Source organism: Psychrobacter pasteurii (genome assembly GCF_900162815.1).
GTDB lineage: Bacteria > Pseudomonadota > Gammaproteobacteria > Pseudomonadales > Moraxellaceae > Psychrobacter > Psychrobacter pasteurii.
This window is the reverse complement of sequence record NZ_FUGD01000131.1, coordinates 1-25829: the sequence shown is the minus strand read 5'-3', so window position 1 is coordinate 25829 and position 25829 is coordinate 1. Positions and strand designations below refer to the sequence as shown.

General features: G+C 41.2%; 19 protein-coding genes. 6 read left to right on the top strand and 13 right to left on the bottom strand.

Features of this window, described 5'->3' with window-relative positions:
• Window positions 1-211: 211 nt before the first annotated feature.
• Window positions 212-1201, bottom strand: a complete 990-nt coding sequence (locus A1232T_RS11670) for a LysR family transcriptional regulator (protein ID WP_077449575.1) — start codon at window positions 1199-1201, stop codon at window positions 212-214.
• 682 nt (window positions 1202-1883) lie between these two features.
• Between A1232T_RS11670 and A1232T_RS11665 the strand changes: the two genes are divergently transcribed.
• A complete protein-coding gene (locus A1232T_RS11665) occupies window positions 1884-3467 on the top strand; it encodes an isocitrate lyase (RefSeq protein WP_077449574.1) in 1584 nt (527 codons plus the stop codon).
• A 283-nt stretch (window positions 3468-3750) separates the two neighbouring features.
• On the top strand, window positions 3751-5259 hold the full coding sequence (locus A1232T_RS11660; protein ID WP_077449573.1) for a CYTH and CHAD domain-containing protein: 1509 nt from the start codon (window positions 3751-3753) through the stop codon (window positions 5257-5259).
• A 114-nt stretch (window positions 5260-5373) separates the two neighbouring features.
• Here the strand turns inward: A1232T_RS11660 and A1232T_RS11655 are convergent, their stop codons facing one another.
• Window positions 5374-5910 (bottom strand): L,D-transpeptidase, encoded by a 537-nt coding sequence (locus A1232T_RS11655; RefSeq protein ID WP_077449572.1) that lies wholly within the window; start codon window positions 5908-5910, stop codon window positions 5374-5376.
• Window positions 5911-6043: 133 nt separating this feature from the next.
• Here A1232T_RS11655 and A1232T_RS11650 point away from each other — a divergent pair, with 133 nt between their 5' ends.
• Window positions 6044-7171: a hypothetical protein gene (locus tag A1232T_RS11650; protein ID WP_077449571.1), complete on the top strand. Its 1128-nt coding sequence runs from the start codon at window positions 6044-6046 to the stop codon at window positions 7169-7171.
• Between the two features lie 100 nt (window positions 7172-7271).
• On the opposite strand, the gene ruvB is transcribed toward A1232T_RS11650, so the two are convergent.
• The 7 genes from ruvB to A1232T_RS11615 form a co-directional block, all read right to left on the bottom strand.
• Complete coding sequence (gene ruvB, locus A1232T_RS11645; protein WP_077449570.1) at window positions 7272-8249, bottom strand: Holliday junction branch migration DNA helicase RuvB; 978 nt, start codon at window positions 8247-8249, stop codon at window positions 7272-7274.
• Window positions 8250-8450: 201 nt separating this feature from the next.
• Window positions 8451-9353, bottom strand: a complete 903-nt coding sequence (locus tag A1232T_RS11640) for a LysR family transcriptional regulator (RefSeq protein ID WP_167367076.1) — start codon at window positions 9351-9353, stop codon at window positions 8451-8453.
• Window positions 9354-9520: 167 nt separating this feature from the next.
• On the bottom strand, window positions 9521-11737 hold the full coding sequence (dnaX, locus tag A1232T_RS11635) for a DNA polymerase III subunit gamma/tau (protein ID WP_077449568.1): 2217 nt from the start codon (window positions 11735-11737) through the stop codon (window positions 9521-9523).
• 152 nt (window positions 11738-11889) lie between these two features.
• Window positions 11890-13314, bottom strand: a complete 1425-nt coding sequence (locus A1232T_RS11630) for a hypothetical protein (RefSeq protein WP_077449611.1) — start codon at window positions 13312-13314, stop codon at window positions 11890-11892.
• A 177-nt stretch (window positions 13315-13491) separates the two neighbouring features.
• On the bottom strand, window positions 13492-15018 hold the full coding sequence (gene lysS / locus A1232T_RS11625) for a lysine--tRNA ligase (protein WP_077449567.1): 1527 nt from the start codon (window positions 15016-15018) through the stop codon (window positions 13492-13494).
• Window positions 15019-15114: 96 nt separating this feature from the next.
• Complete coding sequence (prfA, locus tag A1232T_RS11620) at window positions 15115-16203, bottom strand: peptide chain release factor 1 (protein ID WP_077449566.1); 1089 nt, start codon at window positions 16201-16203, stop codon at window positions 15115-15117.
• 257 nt (window positions 16204-16460) lie between these two features.
• Window positions 16461-17606, bottom strand: a complete 1146-nt coding sequence (locus tag A1232T_RS11615) for a beta-ketoacyl-ACP synthase III (RefSeq protein ID WP_077449565.1) — start codon at window positions 17604-17606, stop codon at window positions 16461-16463.
• A gap of 288 nt (window positions 17607-17894) precedes the next feature.
• Between A1232T_RS11615 and A1232T_RS11610 the strand changes: the two genes are divergently transcribed.
• Entirely contained in the window at window positions 17895-18515 is a 621-nt protein-coding gene (locus A1232T_RS11610) for an AAA family ATPase (RefSeq protein ID WP_077449564.1), read from the top strand.
• Between the two features lie 131 nt (window positions 18516-18646).
• Here the strand turns inward: A1232T_RS11610 and trpB are convergent, their stop codons facing one another.
• Window positions 18647-19867, bottom strand: coding sequence for a tryptophan synthase subunit beta (gene trpB, locus A1232T_RS11605; protein ID WP_077449563.1), 1221 nt, complete (start codon window positions 19865-19867; stop codon window positions 18647-18649).
• Window positions 19868-20141: 274 nt separating this feature from the next.
• Here trpB and A1232T_RS11600 point away from each other — a divergent pair, with 274 nt between their 5' ends.
• The gene (locus tag A1232T_RS11600) at window positions 20142-21506 is read left to right on the top strand and encodes a cation:dicarboxylate symporter family transporter (protein WP_077449562.1); all 1365 of its coding nucleotides are present in this window, start codon (window positions 20142-20144) and stop codon (window positions 21504-21506) included.
• 372 nt (window positions 21507-21878) lie between these two features.
• The gene (locus tag A1232T_RS11595; protein ID WP_077449561.1) at window positions 21879-22952 is read left to right on the top strand and encodes an RICIN domain-containing protein; all 1074 of its coding nucleotides are present in this window, start codon (window positions 21879-21881) and stop codon (window positions 22950-22952) included.
• A 318-nt stretch (window positions 22953-23270) separates the two neighbouring features.
• Here A1232T_RS11595 and A1232T_RS11590 read toward each other — a convergent pair whose 3' ends face one another.
• From A1232T_RS11590 to A1232T_RS11580, 3 genes are all read right to left on the bottom strand, one after another.
• Complete coding sequence (locus A1232T_RS11590; RefSeq protein WP_077449560.1) at window positions 23271-24170, bottom strand: alpha-glutamyl/putrescinyl thymine pyrophosphorylase clade 3 protein; 900 nt, start codon at window positions 24168-24170, stop codon at window positions 23271-23273.
• Between the two features lie 56 nt (window positions 24171-24226).
• Window positions 24227-25438: a serine hydrolase domain-containing protein gene (locus A1232T_RS11585; RefSeq protein WP_077449559.1), complete on the bottom strand. Its 1212-nt coding sequence runs from the start codon at window positions 25436-25438 to the stop codon at window positions 24227-24229.
• 108 nt (window positions 25439-25546) lie between these two features.
• Window positions 25547-25829: transposase (locus A1232T_RS11580; RefSeq protein WP_425272051.1), on the bottom strand; the 283-nt coding region annotated here is incomplete at its 5' end.

Sequence of the window (25829 nt, the reverse complement as noted above, 5' to 3'; positions counted from 1 at the left end):
TTTGTTATTAGTGGTCATACTTGTTTATATTGACATTAAATTTCACTATTTAATTTAGTGACTTTAATTAAGTAACCATTAATTTAGTGACCACTTTTTTGTTCTTTGACCCTTACTAGCATAACAACTATAAAGCCTCTTAGCTTTATGAGGATGTAAACAACTGTCATGGATATGTTAAAACATCTTAATATACAACTCTCTGATTTAATTAAAATAAATGGCTGATTTTATGCACCTCATCTTCACCAGCTTCTTCATCAGCCACCACTTGACGGGCCACATGCATAATTAATTGACGAAGCCATCTATGGGCAGGGTGATGTTGCAGTAAAGGCGACCAAGCCATAGTCAGCTCAAACTCAGGGATAAAAAATGGCGGCTCTTTTAACACAATACTGTCATTATTGGCCTGCATTCTCGCTACTCGAGTTGGTAAGGTCGCAATCAAATCTTTGTTTGCAGCAAGCATCGCCGGCATTTGATAGTGACGAGTGAAGACACTGATCTGACGTTTTTGACCCAAACGCTGTAATGCTTGGTCAATAGAGCCTAGACCACCCGACTTATCTGGGTTTACCCCAAAGCCAACCCCCATACCGGTTTTAGATACCCAGACGTGCTGCGCTTTTAGATAGTTTTTGAGATTAAAGCGATGCGCATAAGGACTATCGGCTGATAGCAAACAACTAAAGGTATCACGCCACACCAGTACTTGGTGGAAACTTTGTGGTATCTCGTTAAAGCGGTTAATGGCTAAGTCCACTCGTCCCTGCTCCATATCGCGATAAGACACATCCGACGGGGTTAAGAAGTCTAAAATGACATTGGGAGCTTCCGAACGCAAAGCCTTAACCAAACGAGGCACTAAGGTGGCTTCAGCGTAGTCGGAGGTCATAATTCTAAACACACGAGAAGTGGTATAGGGTCTAAACTCGGTACGCGGCTCTAGCAATTGAGATAGCTCAGCCAGTATTTCACGAACTCGCGGTTGTAGCTCTAAAGCGCGTTCTGTAGGGGTCATACCTTCTGATGAGCGAACCAACAACGGATCGTTAAATAACTTACGTAAACGACGTAGGATGTTACTCATTGCAGGCTGAGTGATGCCCAATTGCTCGGCTGCACGGGTGACGTTTTTTTCACGCAACAAAACATCTAAATTAACCAATAAATTTAAATCAACCCTTTGTAAATTCATAACACTCTCTGTGATTAGTACGCCCAAGACTGCCTATAACAATCAAGTTTATTAGTCAGTTTTATTAGTAGAGTTAGCCCCTAACCCTATTTGGTATTTTTTAGGATTATGATTAAAGCTGATGAGCAATCCCCAAAAAAACATGACTTTTTATTTGACAGTTATTGACACCGAAGAAGTAACTTTTGTGGCATAAAAAAGTAAATATATCAAAAAAACAGCGCTGAAATGAGGTGAGCTACCTACTCACTTTTGGAGTCAGTTTATACTAACCTCATTCAAAAACCCCATTATTCAAGGCTCATACGGTAATTGAAAAAGGGCTCAAAACCCCCTTCAACCCTATATATCCATTATACTATAATTTAAATAAATACCCAAGATAACCTTCATAAACTAGATAAATTTAAGTAATGTGGTTATAGTGTTTATCAAGTGTTAAGGGCAAGTGTTATTACACTACAACTTAAGTCAATCTCAATGAGCTTCATGGAAGATTATAAGAACGGCTTAAGAAAAGAACATTAGCAATACACTCAAATTTTTTACTAGGCCACAGCTACCATAGCTTTAACCCAGTATTAGAAAGTGAGTTAAATAAAAGCTTCTTTAGTTTTATTTAATAATAAAATAATAGAAGCCTTTATTTCACCTAACCCATCCCCAATCAAGGAGACAATTGATGTCAACTTATAAATCAGCTATTGACCATATCCGTGAAATCAAAGCAAAACATGGCAACTGGCAGAACATCAGCGAATCTGATGCTGCACGTATGATGGTTCAAAACCGTTTTAAAACTGGTCTTGATATCGCCAAATACACTGCTGCTATCATGCGTAAAGATATGGCAGAGTATGATGCAGATCACTCTAAGTACACTCAGTCTCTAGGTGCATGGCATGGTTTTGTTGCTCAACAAACTATGTACGCTAAGAAAAAATACTTCGGTACTACTGAAAAAACATACATCTACCTATCAGGTTGGATGGTTGCAGCACTTCGTTCAGAGCTAGGTCCTTTACCTGACCAATCAATGCACGAAAAAACAACTGTTCCTGCTCTAATCGAAGAAATCTACACTTTCTTACGTCAAGCAGACGCTAAAGTATTAAACGACTACTTCCGTGAGCTAAACGCTGCTAAAGAAGCGGGTCAAGACACTACTGAAATCGAAGAAAAAATCAACAACTTTGATTCACACGTTGTGCCAATCATCGCTGACATCGACGCAGGTTTCGGTAACGAAGAAGCGACTTACCTACTAACTAAAGCTATGATCGAAGCGGGTGCTTGTGCTATCCAGATCGAAAACCAAGTATCAGACGCTAAGCAGTGTGGTCACCAAGCTGGTAAAGTAACTGTACCACATGAAGACTTCATCTCTAAGCTAAACGCTATCCGTTATGCATTCTTAGAGCTAGGTGTTGACGACGGTGTTATCGTTGCCCGTACTGACTCTGAAGGTGCTTCACTAACTCAGAAAATCCCAGTATCTGAGCAACCAGGTGACTTAGCTTCTAAATACATCGACTTCATCGACGTTGAAGAAATCGACATCGCTGATGCTAAAGAAAACGATGTACTATTAAAGCGTGATGGTAAACTAGTTCGCCCAGTTCGTCTACCAAACGGTTTATACCAGTTCCGTGAAGAAACTAACATCGACCGCGTTGTACTTGACTGTGTAACTGCTCTAGAAAACGGTGCTGACCTTCTATGGATCGAAACACCTACTCCAGACGTTGAACACATCAAAATGATGGTTGACCGTATTAAAGAACAGCGTCCAGAAGCTAAACTTGTATACAACAACAGCCCATCATTCAACTGGACTCTAAACTTCCGTAAGCAAGTTATCGCTAAGTGGGAAGAAGAAGGTAAAGACGTATCAGCATACGACAAGAACAACTTGATGAGTGCTGACTATGATGGTACTGAGCTTGACGCTGCTGCTGACTTAGCTGCGAAGAACTTCCAGAAAGATGCTTCACGTGAAGCGGGTGTATTCCATCACTTAATCACTCTACCTACTTACCACACTACAGCTCTTAGCGTTCACGAACTTGCTAAAGGCTACTTCGGTGAAGACGGCATGCTTGCTTATGCAGCTGGCGTACAACGTAAAGAAATCCGTGAAGGTATCTCTTGCGTTAAGCACCAAGCAATGGCTGGTTCAGACTTAGGTGACGACCACAAAGAGATCTTCTCTGGTGACAACGCACTTAAAGCTGGCGGTGAGAAAAACACAATGAACCAGTTCTAAGAACTCTTTATAAAAGATTCTTAGTTCCTCATTGAACAAAAGGTCGCTCTAACTTCGGTTAGGGCGACTTTTTTTATGTTTTAAAAAACACTTTCCCCTTACGCCTACCCTCTGCATGTCATAAATCTGTCACCTTAATACGCTTGTTATTATTGTTGACATATCCTAGGATACTCCATATCTATTAAATCTCTTCTATCTAATGGCTTAGATTAAAAAAAATTATTAACCATTATAAGTACTTATATACCCTCTTCTATGAGTTGAGACTCAAGGAAACATCATGCAAGAAATTGAACTTAAGTTTTTAGTACCCGAATATAAAGTCGACTCACTTATGCGTCAGGCTAAAATCAAGTCATCTAATACTACCCAGTTAGCCGCACATTACTACGATACCGCTGATAATATCTTAGCCCAGTCCGGTATGGCTCTTAGAATTCGTAAAGAAGGGGATACTTGGGTACAGACTTTAAAGTCCAATGGCGATGGCATGGCCTCTCGCGGTGAACAAAACAACATTCTCGATGAGGCTCAAGTTAATGAAGCCATCAAGGCCAATGCTTTATATCCTGATCTTTCTGTTTATGAGGATTTGGACATAGAAAAGATGGTACTAAGCTCGAGCGACGAAGAAGTTTCAGATAAGCTAAACCGCCTTTATATCACCGATATTGAACGCACCACCCGACTTATCAGAGGTGAGACCGGTTTGATTGAAATGGCTTATGATGAGGGCACGGTCATCCACGGTGAAGACTCACAAATTAGTAAGCCTATATTAGAGTTAGAGTTTGAGCTAATAGAAGGGGATGTTTCATTCTTATTTGAAGTGGCTAAAACTTGGGCGAAACGTTATAACCTCTGCTTATCTACTGTCACCAAAGCAGAGCGTGGCGGTCTGATGCTGGCAGGCAAAGAGCATGCTGAAGCCACCAAAGCCGATTTAAAGAAGTTGGCTTTAAATAAAAAAATGAGCCAGCCTCAGTTTATGCGCGCAGTGATTCACAACTGCATGATACAAATTCTACCTAACGTTAGTGCTATTGCTGCAGGCAGCACTGATGGTAATCACGTCCATCAACTGCGAGTGGGCATTAGACGACTGCGTACTGCCTTAAAATTCTTTGAAGGGTTTTCCTCACAGTTAAATCCTGAATGGGCCCCAATTTTAAAACAAACCTTTGGCTTATTGGGTGAATACCGTGACCATGAGCTGTTACAAACCAGAACCCAGCCTATACTAGAGAGCAAAGGTGCGCCTTATGTTGACTGGTCAACAGAGCGTGACTCTATTAAGATTAAGCCTATTGATGCCATTAGAGCGCCTGATTTTCAAATAGCACTACTTGAATTAATTGAATATATCATGAGTCCTGCTAAGAAGGACAAGCCTCATAGCAAAGGCAATGCTAAGCAGCAAACTGTTAAAATCCTAGAGTCGCTATACAAAAAAATCAGCAAAGCCAGTGATCAGTTTGCCTCATTAAATATAGAAGCACAGCATGATGTCAGAAAGCGGCTAAAGAGCTTGCGCTATATTAGTGAGTTTGTCAGCCCTATGTACAAAAAGAAGAAAACCAAAGCTTTCTTACAGCACTTAGAACCTGCTCAAGAGCTTTTAGGGGACTATAATGATGATATCGTTGGCCAAGCTTTTTATAGACAAAAAGCACAGACTGACCCTGCAGCTTGGTTCGCTGTTGGCTATTTTACTGCCCAAGAAAGCCATGCTGCTTTGGAGTGCGCAGAGAGTCTGAAAATCATAAAAGATGCTCCTAAGTTTTGGTGAACTTAGTTCTTACTGAGCTATTAATCAATAACACCTCTAAGTAAGAATAAAAAATAAAAAAGCTTGTCCTTTGCTTCCCGCTAAGAACAAGCTTTTTTTATTTAGAGCCGCAAATTAACTTTCTACAATCTCAACTGGCGTGCCTTCTTCCACTTGATCAAACAACCAGATCAGCTCCTCATTACGCATACGCACACAGCCATGTGAAAGAGGCATCCCCATTGGCTCTGTGTCTGGAGTGCCATGAATATAGATGTAACGCTGATAGGTATCACAGCAGCCTTCATCGTTCTCGCCTTTATTATGTCCCTCTTCACAGCCGCTCAGCCAAAGTATACGACTTAAAATCCAGTCTCGTTCAGGATACTCCTTACCTAGCTGCTCATCATATATCTCACCAGTGGCTACTCTGCCCACGAACACACTGTTTATAGGAGCATCATCTCCTATTTTGTTGGCAATGAAATGTTTTCCTAATGGCGTACAGCCACTGCCCTCTTGGCTGCCTATGCCATTTTTTGCTGTTGAAATGATAAATTCATGCGTGTCGCAATCACCTTGCGCATTAGGAAGGCTTAAAGTTAAGGTCTGTTTGGCGATATTAACAATAATTTTTGGCGTGATCTTTTCGAATATTTTTAAATTTGGCATGTTCTTGACTCTTATTATTAGATTATTAAAATCTACATTTAGAAGTATTTGGGCAACTTATGTGCAACGAAAGGTTGTAACTGAAGTAAATCGCCCTTATGATAACTATAAATAATTCATAGTAGTAGGTCTTATGACAGCTCTTTTACCCACCCGCGTGTCACTTTATGATTTTCTATTTGAAGATACTTTACCTATCGATGCCATCTTTGCAGATATAGGTAACGTCTCAATACCTCAGGCCCGAGTACTCATTCAAAATGGCATTCAGGCTATCATTAGTGGACTTATGGCTTATAACCAACAACACGGTGGGGAGGCTGTCCTAAAAAAGCTATTGAGCCGCAGTCAAATCAAAGAGCTGCGTAAATACAATGCTTTCAATCTAGAGACCATGAGTGCAGCCCATCTAAATGGTAATGCTATCAATGATACCTTATTTGGCTCAACTGAAATACAAAAATTGATATGCCAAAAGCTTGCTGAGCAGACTCAATTAACAAGCAGTCAAGTACGGCCTTTATTCGGGGCGTTAAGCCTAATTTGCCTAAGAGAAATAGCCATATTAGCGGATTATGCACAATTAGATGCCCAAGAAGTTGACTGCTGGTTTGGGCTACAACCCCAGTTTTTTGAGTTAAATCGTATTGAGATAAATAAGTTAGATGAACGCGGTAATGCTAACAATAAACTGCTAGCTGGTGAGCTGCCTAATTTTGATACGAATTGGCATCAAATAACTGGCTATAAACAGCCTGCTATATCCTCCTCCAATCCTGCAGAACAAATCCCGCATTACGCCAAAGTGATTGGTCGAACCCATCAGACCCCTTTAGCTCATAACTTATCCACTGACAATAATCAGCTTATTGTAGATAACGCTAATAACAGTGATGTATTAACTTTTGGGAATATGCCTAACATTAGCTTGCCTTACCAGCGCTGGTTATTACAGTTGGCTAAGATTTCAGATATTTATCTAAGCCGTAAACGTCTAAAAGTGTCCCCAGAACCTGTGCAGCCGCCCTCTAGACCGTTTGTTAACTTTGGTTTTTTGGATACAAGTAACAATAAGGAAAATCAAAACGTCTCTAGCAGCCTAGATTCTGAGCAAGGCAGTATTCCTTTTTGGAGAAACCCTGTGCTCATATTATTAGTACTGGTAATTGGCGGATTAAGCTTAATGGCGGTTGGTAAATACCAATATAAAAAATCTAAAGCTATCGACACTCCAGTTGAAATCAAAAAAATGAAAGCTTAACTCAAACTTATCGCCAACCTTAAAATCAAACATCAAAAAAAAGTGCAAGCCTAATAGCTTGCACTCAATATTAATCTTCGGATGATTTGAGATAAATTAATTAGAGTTGATCAATCGCCATTTGAGTCAATACACGACCTCGTGCGGTTCTTAGCACATAGCCTTGCTGGATTAAATACGGCTCAATGACATCTTCTAAAGTACCTCTATCTTCAGCCATTGCCGCAGCGATAGCCTCCACCCCAGCAGGACCTCCATCAAATCGGGCATGAACCATCTCAATATAGCGTCTATCTAAGTGGTCCAAGCCTCTTCTATCTACCGCAAGCATATCTAAAGCACTATCAGCGATATCACCGGTGACCTTGCCGTTAGATTTAACTTCAGCATAATCTCGAACTCGGCGTAATAAACGGTTGGCTATACGAGGCGTACCACGAGAACGTCTGGCCACTTCGACGGCACCTTCCGCCGTCATTTCCACATTCATCAAACGTGCTGAACGGCTCACAATAGTAGTCAAATCTTCAATATTATAAAACTCTAGGCGCTGCACAATACCAAATCTATCTCGTAATGGAGAGGTCAGTAGACCTGCTCTCGTTGTCGCAGCTACCAAAGTAAAGGGCGGTAGATCCAGCTTAATAGAACGAGCGGCCGGTCCCTCACCAATCATGATATCCAACTGAAAGTCTTCCATTGCTGGATATAAGATCTCTTCAATAACCGGACTTAGACGATGAATCTCGTCAATAAATAACACATCGCCTTCTTCAAGATTGGTCAGCATAGCAGCTAAGTCACCAGCTCGCTCTAGCACTGGACCTGAGGTTGAGCGCAAATTACCGCCCATTTCACGTGCAATGATGTTGGCCAATGTGGTCTTACCCAAACCAGGAGGGCCAAAGATTAGAGTATGGTCTAAGGCCTCTTGTCTCCGCCGAGCTGCTTCAATGAAAACCTCCATCTGCTCACGTACAACTGGCTGACCAATGTACTCTGCCAGTGTCCCTGGGCGAATATTGCTATCCACCCCATCATCTTGACGCTCTAAAGGATTAATCAGTCTATTTTCCATAATCTATTATAAACAACCTTATAAAATAACTAGCAGATAGCACATCTAAATTTATTCAAAAATATTTATTTAAAAACTTAGTTTAATCAAAAACATATGGACAAAAAAATACGCTGAAGTAGTGTCTTAAGATATTAATTATATATCATGAACACTACTTTAGCGTAAGCCTTAAAGTTAGAAACTATTTTAAGGTGTTAATTATGCTGCAGCATGAAAGTGCTTTTTTAGAACTTCAAGACAACGCGTAATTTTTGCAGGTTGTTGCTCACGATCTAAAGTAACTGCATATAGAACGAAGTGTGGTAATGCATATTCAGGAATTACTTCTACCAACTCACCAGAAGCCAATTCTTTTTGAACATCAAGTGACATGACACGTACTAGACCATGACCTTCTTTAGCTAAAGTAGCCGCTAAGAAGACGTTATTGGTCTGAATTCTAGAAGGTACTTTAACACGGTTCTTTTTACCAGTTTCAATGCTATTGAAATCTAAGGTATTAGGATCTTTCATTAAATCAATGCTGATAAGCTGATGATTAACCAAGTCTTTAGGCTTAGTAATCTTCTCATGCTGTCTTAAGTAATGAGGAGATGCTACCAACATTTGCTTGACTTCAGCTAGCGGATAAGTCGCTACAGAGCTGTCTTTAATCTGTGGGCTCATACGAATAGCAATGTCAGCACGCTCATCGATCATATCGATATAATGGTTATCTGCTAGGAAATGAATGCTTAAATCATCATGAGCAGACATCCAAGTAGATAAAGCTGGAAGAATATGGTTAACCCCTAATTCAGGAGTAGTTGCAATTCTTAAACTACCTGCTAACTCGTCACGTAGTTGGTTAACTTTTATACGACCTTGATCTGCTGCGGTAACAACATCTTTAGCAGATTCATAGAAGCTAGCACCCGCTTCCGTTAAACTTAACTTTCGAGTAGATCTATGTAATAAGACTACGCCTAGATCTCTTTCAAGTGATCTGATTTGTTGGCTTACAGCACTGGTGGTGATACCTAACTGTCTAGCTGCCCCACTAAATGAACCATGGCCGACAACACTGGCGAATACCGCCATGCCTCTTAAATTGTCTAACATCATTCTTAACACCTAACATATAAAGTAAGTAGCATAGTATAACGTATTTAAACAGACAAATGTTGAGAAAGTGCAGACAAATGTTAAGTTTTTCCGTTTTTTAAGTTTACTTTTTGTGAAAACTAATTGTAGAAACTTTGCAGCAGGCGTAAATAATAGAAAAATGACTATTCAGCATCGGTCACAAGCTTCAAATTAACTATTTCCCCTTTAGAATCATGGATTAGCCTTTGCATAACCGGACTCTGAATAAGGAGTTCTTTAGCATAATCTTTCGCTTTGACTTCACGCAGCTTTTGTCTGTTTTGTGGAAGTAAATCTTCATTATCAGAATTGAGAGAGGTGTCAACAGCAATCGATACTTGTGCCCCAAATTGTTCACCCAAATGATTGGCTAAATGCTTAAAAATACTTTGCATATTTTTAGTATCAAAGGCAACTTTAAAGACACTTTCTCCGGATATTTCGCCAGTCATTACCCCTTGTCTTGCCATAGCAAGTTGGTCATAGGCTAATGCACCTACGTCCCTGGCAGTCTGTAACCAGTAATCCCATTTCTCAGGCGTCCACTCTCCCACCAACTCCATCGGAGCACACTTTAATAATGAGCGTGGATCTTCAGCTGAAAGCTGCGAATGAGTTTCGCTTTTAGCAGATTGGTTAGTTGTGGGTGATGAAGGGGCCTGATTCTGATCAGAAGAAGTTTCACTTGTTTCTAAAAACGTTTGTTGTTCAGCCGTTATACCGTCCGATTCCGCATCTACTGATTGAATAGGATTAGTATCGCGATGCGGAACCAAAGATTTTAAATCACTTTTGTCCGTAAATAAAGCATTTAATTGAGAATCAGACTCAGAATCAATATTATTTGTGGCGGTGTCTGTCAGATTACTAGCATCACTTTCTACCTGGTTATCTAAACTCTCAATTTGAGTCTCTGTATTACCTGATTCAGGGCCATAACCCTCCAGATCTTGCTTATAATCTTCAGTCTGAGTTATCTCTTGTGAACCTAAGCTTTCAGCTGTCGAAGGAGCAAAATCCTGGTAGTTATTAGGGTTTTCATCAGCTTTAGCTTCAGTTTCAACTACTAAAGGCGGCTCATTAATTGCTTCATGAACAGGGGTATCACTGACTTCTTCACCAACTGCTTGTACTGGCGGCTCAAAAATCTCTTGCTCTAGCTGCTCTGACTGTGGGGTTTGCTCCACCTGTTGTGGCACAACAGGCTCTGGAGTTGCAGTAGCTGCCACTACTTGAGGTTCAGCAACTGTAGGCACCTCATTAATTGCTAGCGGTCTGAATGCTAATAACCGCAATAAGCACATCTCTAAAGCCTGAAGCGGAGTATTGGCCAGCTTAATCTGCTCTCGCCCTTGGATAATAATTTGATAGTAAAGCTGCAGTACATCTGCAGTAATGGTATTGCCCAGCTGTTTGATTTGCTCAGCTTGCTTGTCATTAACGTTTAACGCCACGTTTGGCAATAGCTGCACCATAGCAATTTGATGCAGTAGCTCTGCTAGTCCATCAAACATACTGCCGGCATCGACCATCTGTGCCCGCATTTGTTCAATATGGGCAGAGACTGATTCTGTATTGCCCTGATAGATATCTAATAGTAGCTTTACCAAGTCTGCATTATCAATTAGCCCCAACATATCATTAACCGTCTCATCAGTTAATGCGCCTTGACCAAAAGCAATGGCTTGATCAGTTAAGGACAAAGCATCACGCACTGAGCCTTTGGCAGCATTGGCCAATTGCCAAAGTGCAGGCTGAGTAAAGCCAATGCCTTCTTGGGTCAATAAATTAGCAATGTGATCGCTTAGCGCTTGCTGCGGTAAAGGACGTAACACAAACTGCAGACAGCGGCTAATAATAGTAATCGGTAACTTTTGAGGATCTGTTGTAGCGAGCAAAAACTTAACGTGCGCAGGTGGCTCTTCCAAGGTTTTTAACAAAGCATTAAAACTGTGCGTAGACAGCATGTGCACTTCGTCAATCAAGTAAACCTTATAACGACCTTGGGTTGGAGCATAAGGCACATTATCAATAAGCTCTCGGGTATCCTCAACTTTAGTACGTGAGGCCGCGTCAATCTCAATCAGATCAATAAAGCGACCTTGATCAATGGCCACACAGCTACTGCACACACCACAAGGTGTACTGGTAACCCCTGTTTCACAGTTTAAGCATTTAGACAAAATACGGGCAATGGTGGTTTTACCTACACCACGAGTTCCCGTAAATAAGTAAGCATGGTGTAGCCTATTATGATCAATGGCGTTAATAAGCGCTTTAGACACATGCGACTGCCCTACCAACTCATGGAAGTTTTTTGGGCGATATTTACGTGCTAAAACCTGATATTGCTGCGACATAATGGACAACCAAACCTATGATATGTAATTTAAAAACTTAAAATAAACGGAAGTTTGGCCCAAGCTAGGGGGTAAGGCTTGAGCCACTTATTTATACTAACTAACTTTTATGCTAACTAGTTTTTATACTAACAAGCTTTTATGCTAACTAACTATTGGTAATAACGCTTTTCACTATCAGACAATACTGAGCCCGACTGATGATAAACATCCATCAGAACCGTCACATTACCTTGCCCATCATCATTAGACATATCAAACCCTAAAACAAAGTACTCTTTCATCGCTGGGTCTTGAAGCTGAGCATTAATATCTAACAGCAACTTTTGATGATTCTGTTGTAGCCACTGCTTTGAGTACTGCGCTCTTTGATCTAAACCATAAACAACGATTACATAGTGGTGACCAAAGTCATTGTAAGAATGCTGATGGCAAAGGTAGCCATTTAGACAGTCCTCTTTAGACCTGTTCTCATAAGCCATCATCTCTTCAATAATACTCATTCGAGTATACATAGACTCAGCGACTAAAACTTTGACCTCTTCTAGAGGAATGGTCTGTCCTGCTTCATGACGACGTTTGGTGGCCCCATTTAGAAGCTTTTGGAAAATAGTCGCGTGAGACTGCAGCTTCTGAGTCAATTCCACTTGTTCTTGAGTTGGCTGTGCTTCAGATTGTGGGCTAGCCTGATTAATAATGTCTGTTAATCGAGTTTCAACCTTACCCAGCAGCCCTATTTCAACTAGCTTTTGCTGAACTTCTACAGCTCTTTGATAAAAAACAGGGCTGTTTAAAAACTGATGCGCCAGCTCCAACTCCCCTTTAAAGTCCTCAAAATTGACCAACTTAGTTAAGTGATAATCAAAGTAACTCAATAAATCACTTGGGGTTTGTAGCAGATGAACCATCTGATAGAAGCTGTTTAAACTAAATAACTGTAAAACCTTCGTTTCATCATCTAAATCAAGCACACACTCTTCTTGGAAAAAGGTGCTGCCAAACTCATGCTCTACCTGATAGCCTGTGTCTTGATGAACCAAAGTTAGCGAGGTAAGGCCGATGTAATGAATGTTTTGTATATCTTGAGCCTCATCTACTACAGGCAAATCTACTCTACTCATTAACTGCTGAAAGCGCTTATTAACATGAGTAGCTGCTTGCTGTCTGACTTCAGCCAGCATAGACTTTGCAACATTCGGGCTGTCAACCTCTGCCATCTGCTCATGAGCCATGACATATAAAAGCTGCTTACCTACCTTAAAGGCATAATCAAACTTACCTGCCCCAACCAACGGATCATCTTTTACCAAGTAGATAGATAAAAAAGTGCGATGGAGCATAGCTAGCCAATCAAAGCTCGCAACTTTGCTCTCCTTAGAAGGAGTCGCAGGTGCTTGTTCTTCAGCCGGCGTAGCAGCGTTATTGGCTTCTGATAAAGGGGTAATCAGAGGCTTCTTTGCCGCTGTTACAGTGGGACTTTCTGGCCTAGCGGTCTTGTTACCATCCTGATTGGCGTAACGTCTCTCCTGATTATTTAGGGAAACACTTTTTAATTTTTGGGCTGAGTAATTTGCCATAACATCCATTTAACCTAAACTGTGAAAATATTCAAAATAACGATTATTACTATACCGTTTTTTTGACTCTGTTGCACATATGTTAACGGCTTTTAAAAAAATATAGGACTGCACTTAAGGCAGTCCTACATCTCATCTCTTCATGGCATAAAACTTAGTCTAAAGTTAAGTTTTATCTTAGTGCTTCATGCGCATGTGAGGGAATAAAATCACATCACGAATACTGGCCGCATCAGTAAACAACATAACTAAGCGGTCAATACCAATACCCTCACCCGCTGTTGGTGGCAAACCATATGACAACGCTTCGATATAGTCGGCATCAAAGTGCATGGCTTCATCATCACCCGCTTCTTTTTCGGCAACTTGGTTATGGAAACGTTCTGCTTGGTCTGCAGGATCGTTCAGCTCACTAAAGCCATTTGCGATTTCACGTCCGCCAATGAATAACTCAAAGCGATCGGTGATCTCTGGGTTCTCATCATTACGGCGAGCCAGTGGCGAAGTCTCAGCTGGATATTCAGTAATGAAGGTTGGCTGACGTAGTTTATGCTCAGCAGTTTCTTCAAAGATAATGGTTTGTAGCTTACCAACACCGAAGCCGTCTTTTACTTGCTGCTTCAATACGTTTTGAGCATAATCCGCTAAATAATCACGGTCGTCGATTTTGCTCATGTCGAAGTTTTCAGCATATTGAGCAATAGCATCTTTCATGCTTAGACGAGCAAATGGTGCTTTAAAGCTAATGGTTTCATCTTGGTAAGTCAGTTCAGTCGTACCCAAGATATCCATTGCCAACTCATTAAATAAGCGCTCAGTCAGATCCATCAGATCTTTATAATCTGCATAAGCTTGATAGAACTCAATCATAGTGAATTCAGGGTTATGGCGTGTTGATACCCCTTCGTTACGGAAGCTACGGTTGATTTCGAACACACGCTCAAAGCCGCCCACAACCAAACGTTTTAGGTATAATTCTGGCGCAATACGTAAATATAATGGCATGTCCAAAGCGTTGTGATGCGTCACAAACGGACGAGCCACAGCACCGCCTGGGATAGGATGCATCATTGGTGTTTCTACTTCCATAAAGCGCTCATTTAGCATGAACTTACGGATACCACTCACTACCTGACTACGGATCATGAAGGTTTTACGGCTGTCTTCATTGGTCATTAAGTCTAAGTGACGGTTACGATAACGCGCTTCAGTATCTGCCAAACCATGGAATTTATTTGGCATAGGACGTAAAGATTTAGTTAATAAAGTAATCTCTTCGATATGGACGTATAAGTCGCCTTTGCCTGAACGGCCGATATAGCCTGAAACACCAACAATATCGCCCAAATCTAATGATTTAATGAGTGCTTTAGTATCATCATTTAGCTCTTTACGGGCAACGTATAACTGGATGCGGCCCGTCATATCTTGAATAACCATGAATGAGCCACGGTTTAGCATCACACGGCCTGCTACATTGACTTGAGTCTTATCGCCCTTAGCCGCTTTTTCTTCAATTTCTTCTTTAGAGACATCTTCAAACTGCTTTTGTAAATCCTCAGCATAATCAGTACGTTTGAACTGGTTTGGATAAGCCACTTTACCCGAGGCAGCAATCTCATCTAGCTTAGCTTGGCGCTGAGCGATAAGGTCATTGGTTTCATCGATTGATGGGGCTTGATCTTGATTATTTTGATTAGACATAAGACTCTCAAATTATTTATGACAATGATTTTTATAAAACAGCTAAAGAAGTTATTTCTCTAAGTTTTCTACTTGTAGACAATTGTTTTTAGACAATTATTCTCCGCTCACGCTGGCCATCAAGTCGGCTTGGTGCTCACGGGTTAAGGCATCTAATAGCTCGTCTAAATCCCCTTCCATAATAGAATCTAACTTATATAAAGTTAGGTTAATACGGTGATCGGTCATACGACCTTGTGGGAAGTTATAAGTACGGATACGCTCACTGCGATCACCACTACCTACTAAGTTACGGCGTAGCGCATCGGCTGTATCCACTTGCTCTTGTACTTTGGCTTGTTGAATACGAGCAATTAGCATTTGCATCGCTTTGGCACGGTTTTTATGTTGGCTTCGCTCTTGCTGACACTCAGCAACCACACCGGTTGGAATATGCGTTAAACGTACAGCAGAGTCGGTGGTGTTAACGTGCTGACCACCCGCCCCACTTGAACGGAAAGTATCCATACGGATATCTGCTGGGTTTAATTCAACCGTATCGTCAATCTTAACCTCTGGCATCACTGCCACAGTACAGGCTGAAGTATGAACGCGGCCTTGGCTTTCTGTTTCAGGGACACGTTGTACGCGGTGTGCACCAGACTCAAACTTTAAGCGGCCGTAAACATCATTACCAGAAACACGAGTAATGATTTCTTTATAACCGCCATGCTCACCCTCGTTGGCAGATAGTATTTCTACCGTCCAACCTTGAGATGAAGCATAACGCTCATACATACGGAACAGATCCCCTGAGAAGATTGCCGCTTCATCACCGCCTGTCCCTGCACGAATCTCTAAGAAAGCAGGCACCTTATCGTTAGGATCCTTAGGCAGCATCATAACGTTAAGCTCTTCTTCCATCGTTTCGATATCAGCAGCAGCCGTTTCAATCTCTTCTTGCATCATCGCCTTCATATCAGGGTCAGCTGCATCATTTAGCATCTCTTCGGCATCTTTTTTATCAGTTTCAGCCTGAAGGTAACGCTGCCACAGAGTCGTGATTTCAATCAGCTCACTGTGCTCCATAGACAGCTCGCGAAACTTGTTGTTATCACTAATGACATCGGGGTCAGAAAGCAGTGCAGTCACTTCTTCGTAGCGATCTACCATCTGATCTAAGCGTTCTCTTAACGAGTCTTTCATAAGTTATCTTTTCTTGAGTTTGGTTATAAACGATATTAACGATTGAATGAATTATTAATAGCTAAAAATATAGACTAATTTTTGATGTAAAAATAAGGTGGCTAATTATAGCAAATTTTAAGCACAATACCGAGACTAGTCTGGTCAATTATAAGCCCTAAAAAATCTAGCAGGCCCCCGCTATAGATTCATATTTTTATCTATCAGGAGTCCTGCTTAAATTATCGGTAATTAAGAGGCTTAGCTCAAAGAGTCAGTTAGACCTTTCTAAGTAGCACTGAACCAATCGAGTAACCTGCGCCAAATGAACACATCACACCCAATTCACCAGATTGCAGCTTATCTTTGAAGCGGTGGAATACGATAACTGGACTGGCCGAGCTGGTGTTACCAAACTCATCAATTACGGTTGGGGTTATAGCAGGATCCGCTTGTTTACCTACTACACTGCGTAAAATTAGATTAATCATATTGATATTGGCTTGGTGCAACCACATCATTTTGACTTCTGTAGCAGGCAAATTATTTTCTGCTAAATGCTCGCTAATAAGCTCAGAGACTTTTGGGCACACTTCACGGAATACTTTACGGCCGTTTTGTAAAAATAGTTTGTCAGAAACTGGATCTTGTAAGTCGCCATAAAGCTCAGCTTCAGCGGCTAGATACTCGCCTTTATCCAAGAAGCCATACTCATTTTTAATGTTGGTTGAAAACTGAGTAAATAGCTTACTGTCTAAAACTTCATAGCCTTTTGGTGTGTCAGAAGCTTCAATGATAGAAGCCGTAGCAACATCCCCAAAGATAAAGTGGCTGTCACGGTTACGCCAGTTAAGATGCGCTGTGGTAATTTCAACATTAACAACGGCAATCTTAGTACCTAGCCCGCCTTTAATAGCACCTACCGCTTGAGCGATACCAAAAGTAGCGGCACTACAGGCGACGTTCATATCATAAGCAAAGCCGCCTACCATACCAATAGCGTCTTGTATCTCGATGGCAAGTGCTGGATAAGCACGTGGTAAGTTAGAGCATGCCACGATAATACCGTCAAGCTCAGTAGCTTCGATACCGGCTTCATCCAAAGCTTGTTGCAAGGCGTCCACACCCATTTCAGCCATAACTGACAGCTCTTCACCCAATTTACGAGCAGGGATAAGTGGCGTCATGATATTAGGATCTAAAATGCCTGATTTTTCCATCACATAGCGTGACTTAATACCAGAAACCTTTTCGATAAACTCAGCTGAAGAAGGCTCTAATGCTTCTCGGGTGCCCGCTTCGATTTCACTGGCGTATTGACTGTTATAATTGTCAACATACTGATTAAACGATTCAACAAGCTCTTCATTACTAATGCTATATGGCGGAATATATAGACCTGTCCCTGTAATATATGTTTTCATATTGCTTCCTATTTCTCTTAGCAAATAAGGTATTTAAAGCGGCTTAACTCTAGGTTTAACCCTTATAGTTATCTTACGTCGACAGACTGTGCAGCACGCACAATCTCTGAACTGATACGTCTAACTCAATATGTTGCATCCATATCTTGCATAATGGTGCACAGAGTCATACTCTTTATGAATTAAAAAATCCAAGCTATATATTATGCCTGTTTTGGCCGATTATTCCTAATCTTGAGTGTTATAGATTCTTTACCCATTCATTCCTACAACTTTTCGAGCCTGATTATGAGCCTTTCACACCCAAAACTTTCTGCTAATTCTAAAGCAAATGACTCGCCAACTCTCGAGCTTGCTACTTCACTACAGCAGCAAAAAGTGCCTGACGTATTAAAAGTGGCCATACTTGGTGCTGAAAGTACCGGAAAAACCACCCTGTGTCAGGATTTAGCACAGCACTTTAATACCCAGTGGGCGGGAGAATTTATGCGGCCTTATTTGCAATTAAAGTGGGATACCACCCAAAGCTCGTGTGAATGGGAAGACTTAATGCCGATAGCTGAAGGTCAAGTTGCGGAAGAAAACCTCAAAGCATCACAAGCCAATCGTTATTTATTTTGTGATACTACTTTATTTGAGCTGATGGTCTACTCTTATTGGTATTATGGCAAATGTCCACAAGCCTTGGAGACGGCCGCACTTGCTCACAGTTATGATTTAATTTTGCTGACTGAAGTGGATGTGCCTTGGGTAGCAGATGATTTGCGAGATGCTCCTCACCAGCGTCATGAAATAAGCCAGGCTTTTGAACAAGCCCTCATTACTCACAACAAACCTTTTAGAAAAATAGGCGGTACCCGGCAGCAGCGAGTGGCTACCGTTGCTAACTGGTTGGCAGATTTCAACTAACTACTTCAAATAACTGATTCAATCAATCAGTTATTTTAATTAACTACTTACTAAAATAGCCTACCAGTTCTGCTGGTAGGCTATAAAACTTATTAACTTTTAAGTGGATTATTACTAAAAACTGCGAAAAATCACAATTCAACTTTATCTAACACGAAATCTATATCTTTGTCGCCACGACCTGATAAGTTAACCAAGATTGTCTGATCACTCGACATCTCTTTGGCTATCTTCATCGCGTAAGCCACAGCATGAGAAGACTCTAAAGCGGGAATAATACCTTCCATACGTGATAATGCCATAAAGGCTTCTAAACACTCTGCATCAGTAACGGATTCGTAGCTTGCCAGCTTTTCATCTTTTAAGAAAGAGTGCTGCGGGCCAACACCAGGGTAATCCAAACCTGAGGCGATTGAGTGAACCGGCGCAGGATTGCCTTTCTCATCGAGCAAGACATAGCACTTAAATCCTTGAATTTCACCCTTAACGCCTTTGGTCATGGTGGCTGCATGATTGGGCGTATCGAGCCCCTCACCTGCCGGCTCAACCCCAACTTTCTCGACACCCTCATCATCCATAAAGCCGCTGAACATACCCATAGCATTAGAGCCACCGCCGACACAAGCGACTACTTTATTTGGCAAACCACCTGTGGTGTTTAAAAATTGCTCACGTGCTTCGTGACCGATGACAGATTGAAAATAACCTACCATTTCAGGATAAGGTGCAGGGCCCACGACAGAACCGATGGCAAACATACTGTTCTCAATATCTTCTAGATACGCAGCAAAGGCACTGTCTACCGCTTCTTTTAATGTGCCGGCGCCTTCTGACACAGGAACTAATTTTGTGCCTAATATTTTCATACGGCTTACATTAGGGTGTTCTTTTTTCATATCCACCACACCCATGTGAATCTCACACTCGATACCCATCAAAGCAGCTGCAGTGGCCAAGGCAACCCCGTGCTGCCCTGCTCCAGTTTCAGCAATCACTTTGGTTTTGCCCATTTTTTTGGCCAGCAATACTTCACCTAGACAGTGATTAATTTTATGAGCGCCCGTGTGGTTTAAATCCTCACGCTTTAAGTAAATCTGAGCACCCCCGCAATGCTCTGATAATCGCTTGGCATGGTAAATGGGGCTAGGTCTGCCCACATAAGTCTCACGCAGTCTCTTCATTTCTGCAATAAAGTCTTGCTCATTAATAATTTCATGAAACCCAGTTTCAAGCTCGTCTAACGCTTTGGCCAGCTCAGGATGACCAATCTTCCCACCAAACTCACCAAATAAGCCCTCTTTGTTAGGTAGAGTTGAAGCATGTAACCCATAGCTGTTTTTAATTTCAATCATCAGATGCACCCTGTTTTTAATAAACTTGTTTTTTGATAATTTGATAAGCTGTTTCTTCGTTCTAGTACAGTGATACAGATTCTAAAATAACTTTTTTATGCGGTCAAGCACTACGCCACAAATAAACTCATTTATTAAGCTCATCAAGCTATAAAAAGCTAACTTAATGTAAAGCCTCTTATAACCAATGGGAATAACCAGTTGAGCATTAACTGTTAGACCTTTTATTAAAAATCAGGATAATAGAACGTTTTATTTGTGCGCGGAGCTCCTCATGCTATTACTAGTGCTGGTAGTCATATTCATAGCCTTGCTATATGGATTATGGCGATATCACCGTCAGAGCGACTCACTGAGTCGTAGTGTATTTCTAGGTCTATTTTTAGGGGTAGTCTACGGGCTAGTCTTATCTACCTTAAATGTCGATATTGAAAGCTTTTTACCATGGGTCAATATCGTCGGTAATGGCTATGTGAATCTATTAAAAATGATTGCCATGCCTTTGGTATTTGTCTCTATCTTGGCAGCTATTGCCCGCCTTGAGAAAGCGTCCATGATTGGCTCAATGAGCTTTTGGATTATCAGCACCCTACTTATTACCACGGGTATTGCAGCTTTAGATGGCGCTGTCATTGCCAACCTCTTTCATTTAGATGCCAGCTCAATTGTCGCCGGTGAGATGGAAGTTGCACGAGGTCAAAGCATCATTGAGCGTAGTGGCGATGTTGCTGATTTAACCATTCCAGGCCTGATATTAAGCTTTATCCCAACCAGCATGGGAGGCACTTTCGCTGAGCTTGCCAGCACTTCAATGATTTCAGCTGTGGTCGTCGCCAGCTTGATGGGGATTGCCGCACTAACGGTTAATAAAAATGACCCAGAAAAAGGGGCAATTATCCTTAAAGGTATTGATGTGGTTCAAAGCTGGGTTATGGCTTTGGTTCGCTTCATTATTCGTCTAACCCCTTACGGTATCTTAGCGCTAATGATTAAGGTCATTGTGACCACAGATGCTGATGCTATTTGGCAGTTGGCAAAATTCTTAGTGGCGTCCTATGTGGCATTATTCATTATGTTAATTGTCCACGCCTTTATCATTATGCTAACGGGCAGATCGCCTATTGAACACTTCAAGAAGATTGCTCCGGTATTAACCTTTGCCTTTACCTCTCGCAGTTCAGCAGCAACGATTCCTCTAAGTATCGATGCTCAGGTAAATAAGTTAGGCATTGCCAAACCGATTGCTAACTTCTCAGCCTCCTTTGGATCAACCATTGGTCAAAATGGCTGTGCTGGTGTGTATCCTGCGATGCTTGCGATGATGATTGCACCAACGATGGGTATCGACCCTTGGTCTATCGGTTTTATCGCTTCTGTCGTCGGCGTTTCTATGATTGCTTCATTTGGTGTGGCCGGTGTCGGTGGCGGTGCAACTTTCGCAGCCATCATTGTGTTATCTACACTTGGTATGCCTCTTGAGCTGGCAGGTCTGTTAATTTCAATCGAGCCTCTCATTGATATGATGCGTACGTTAGTAAATGTCAGTGGCTCTATTACCTCCGGTGTAGTGGGTAACAAAATCTTGGGGGATAAAGTTCATCCTGAAAGCTTTCAAGATGGTTCTACACAGCTGAGCTGATATGAATGAAGGTTTGAGTTAATAGTTACACTTCATTTTTTAACCACAAATAAGCCCTCATAAATGTGAATTTATGAGGGCTTATTCTTTTCTAGTGATAGATATAAAGACGCTTATCGCGAAGTTCTAGCGCATCAAACACAACCTAATTTAACAACCATTGGGCTAATGCCTAAAAACATGCGGATACTTACCGTTTCACTCCATTACGGTTTCACAATAACAGTCGCTGCCTTGACCCTCTATAATAAAAAGTCATACCTTCCTTAAAGGCTACTTAGTTAATAGCTGATACCTGTTACTTGACCCACTTTTATAATAAATAATAGAGAGCATGCAATGAGCCCCGTTAGACTTATATTAAGTAGCATCATGCTGATAAGTATAAGTAACGCAGCTTATGCGGTCGCTTTCGGCAACCCCAATGGCTCTGGCGGGACGGTCTATGCAATGGGTTCTGATATTATCAATCCCTCTGATAGCAACGACTTTAAAGAAATATATATTCCTGAGTATAAAAATAACGACAGTGACTGGCGCAGTAAGTACCGTTTTATTCTAAAAAACAATACCAGCCCGAATATCGAAACCAGAAGATATTACGAGATAAAAGAGAAAAAGTGGCTCTACAGCAAGTTTTATATTCTAGAAGCAAGCTATGAATTGGGGCCTGATATAGAGATTCAGGTCAGTTATGACGACGGTAAACGCTCATGGCAAGACGCTTATACCACAGGTTCAATCTATGCTGAGCAGTTAGGATATATACCACCAGATTTACGAAAAGCAACGCACTCAATAACGATTCATAACCACTATAATGGCTTGATGGGTGGTAATAATAATATCATTATCTTTGAAAAACGCGGTGCTGAACATATCGAAAAAGGCTCTATTGAAGAAGCTTTATTTCATGAAGCCACTCATAACTACTTCAATACCATGCTGTTCAAAAAGCAAAATCCTTTATACGCGCTGTGGAAACAGGCTCAGTCCCAAGATAATGACCATATCTCATATTATGCCAAAACCAATGACTATGAGGACATAGCGGAAAGCTTAATCACCTACTATGCGGTTAAGTATAAGAATGAACGACTGGGAACACTTCAAGATAAAATACTCAAAACCATACCCAATCGAATAAAGTTTTTTGAAGGTGTTAATCTAAATCTGACCCACCTACCCATCAAAATAACACCTCATACCCCTTACCAAATTACCAGCTCTAATGCTCAAAACGCCATTGATATTTCTGATTCTAATTTTGCAAAAATGGCACCAATCTCTGCAACTGACTCTCAATTTTGGAAACTTGTTCCTAAAGTCGACAGTCAGTATGGCACTTCCAATAGATATCAGATTAAATATACTCAAGGTAATGATGACAAATGCCTAGATATCGTTAACGGTGGCAAGCATGATCAAAAGCTACATCTAAAATAGTGTGGCAACTATTCAGGACAACTGTTTTCACTAAAACCAGTCGGTGATGAGCAATATCAACTCATGCCCTTGTGGCAAAAGAACCTCAACAAAGAGGTTGCAGAACAAACACCTGCTTTAAATTGTATATCCGTTAGTGATAATGAGGGCTCTAAGAGTCTAAAAATCGCCACGTGCAATAACTCACCAAAGCAAATTTTTACTCTGAAACCTTGGTGAATATAATGTTTTATAACAACTAAGAGTGTCCTTCAAAAAAGCCCCATAAGCGATGACTTATGGGGCTTTTTATTAAGATAAAATAGTATGAGGAGGATACTAATGCTGAATATATCGATTTGGAGACTTCTGCCAATGGCATATCGCGGCCTCCATCTCTTGATATCCCACATCCAGATAGTCGGCCAAGCCCACCGCATGCGCGTCTAGCTGCTCATTGTTTAGCATGCCAAATAACAGTTTGGCACCGCGCTTAGGGCCACTGGCTTCAGCGATATAACAACTGTCTGGCTCGACATCAGCTAACCTCATTTTGCCAAGTAAACATAAATACTCAAACGTCGATAGCCGACCAAAACGGTAAATATTTTGACGTATCAATGAGTATAAAGTTTCAAAATACGCTTGTTTATCAACATCAGTCTTATTTGGCTGGAATAAAGCCTTATGCCCGCCCTGCTCATTTATAAAACCAATATAACTGGTAAATACCGTAGGTAACTGAGCCAATGACTCATAAGCTCTATGATGACCAAACTTAGGCTTAGGTTGCTGCAGGGCTAAAGCACTCGCCACGGTATCTAACTGAGCTAATAAGTCTGAATGCTCGTTAACTGCTTTCCAAGTCAGTCTAGGAGTATCCAATCCTACGCCCTTATACAGCAGCCTCATAAATGGCCAATCATTGTCTGCACTATCATCAGTATAAATCAGCAAAAAGCTCAACCAACAGGCCTCATCATAATCGCTGTCTTTCAAGAAGACGATGGCTTTTATGGGGTCAAAACTATCAGAATTGGGATCACAACAGGCGCTAGAAATTTTGGTATCTGCAAGCGCTTTAATCTGATTTTCGTGCTCAACACTGTCTATAAGCTGCAAGGCCAATATCTCATAGCTGATATTAGGCAAATTAGCCTCTAGCTGATTATCCTGTAAATAATCTGTTATCTGTTTTGCTAGCTGTATCGACGCTTGCTCCAAGACATCTTGTGTCATACCACTCACTTATTATCATTTATCTGATTTAGAGTTAGCCCCATCAAAGCCATGACCTACTCGGCTGGTGCTGGCAGGTTATCCATAATCTTTTTAACCTCGGTGACATATAGCCCCAAATCAGGCTCTAAATGAAAACCTGCAACAGGGGTTGGTAATCCTTTTTGTTTACCCAGACGGACAATAATGGCGTTTTCTTCAGGTAGTACCAAAACACGCTGACCCAAGTGCCCTAGCATGGCATAAAACGGCACCGGGCTGTCCATATCGGTCCAAACTGAATGACCATATATCTGTGGCTCACCGACATCAAAAGCGGCTTCATTGGGGGTTACCATCCACTCAACATGCTCCTTTGACAGCAATTGTTCGCCTTGCCACTCGCCACCATTTAAGAGTAATTGTCCAAATTTGGCAAAATCTAACTCATTTGCATTCAGGCAGCAGTACATTTTCTCAATATTTTTTGAACCATCTAACGACCAATATCCCTCATTTTTCATGCCTAATGGTTTCCAAAACTTCTCTTCTAAATAGCTAGAGGCTGTATAGCCATGAGGTTTTAAAGCACGAGTCAGCGCAATACCAAGAAGCTGAGTGTCGCCACTGGAATAGACAAAATGACCGCCACACTCTTCAATAAATGAGCGACTGGTCATGTGCTTAACCAAATCATTGCCATAATAGGCCTTGGCAGTTGGGTTCACTGGCAAATAATAATCCTCCAACCAATCATAGCCAGAGGTCATACCTGATAAATCTGCCAAAGTACAGTTTTGTGCGTATTTATCATTAGCATATTCAGGCAAAAAGGTGATTATTGGTTCATTTATGTCTGCAATAATGCCCTCTTCAACTGCCTTTAAATACAGCATCGTAGTGACTGTTTTTGCCATAGAAAAACTATTGGTATGCGACTCGCTGCTGTAACCCTGCCAATAACTCTCATACAACAATTTGCCATCTTTAATAAAAGCAAAGGCGACAGTTTGGTCATTATCTAACGCGTTTTGTAGTTCTGGTGTCAAAGAGATGGCGCCAAAGTTAGTGTCTTTCTCCCAAGAAATAGGAATTGATGTATCGATGATTCTATTGTCAAAATCGATGTAATCATCAATATTCGCTGTTTTTTCACCTTTTAGATAGGTCAGCTGCAACCCTCTAAAGATATAGCCATTACCTGTAACCAGTAGACCGATAGAGATCAAAACAATCAGCCCAACTATAGAGATCATCAGCCACTTTAATACTTTTTTTACTGTTGCCATTTTCCATCAGTCCTTATATAACGGCGGGTCATCCTTGTTAGTTTTTCTACCACCCTCTTAATCACGACTCTAAGTGATTTTGCTAGCCTTTTGAATGTAATACCAATTCTAAAAAATAACACTCAAGTCGCACCACTCCCGCTGAGTGATAGACCTAATTAAGTTAGTCTCATTACACAATGCATTCCAAGCGTCACATGCCGCATCGACAATCGCATCATAACTCTCAAAACAGCGATTAGACAACCAATGCTGTTTAAGGTACTGCCATACCTGTTCAGCAGGGTTAAGCTCAGGTGAGTAGGGAGGCAATTTAAGCATGGTCACATTGTCTTGATCCAAACTTGGTTGGTGCCATAGCGCCCCATCCATAACCACCACGGCATGCCGA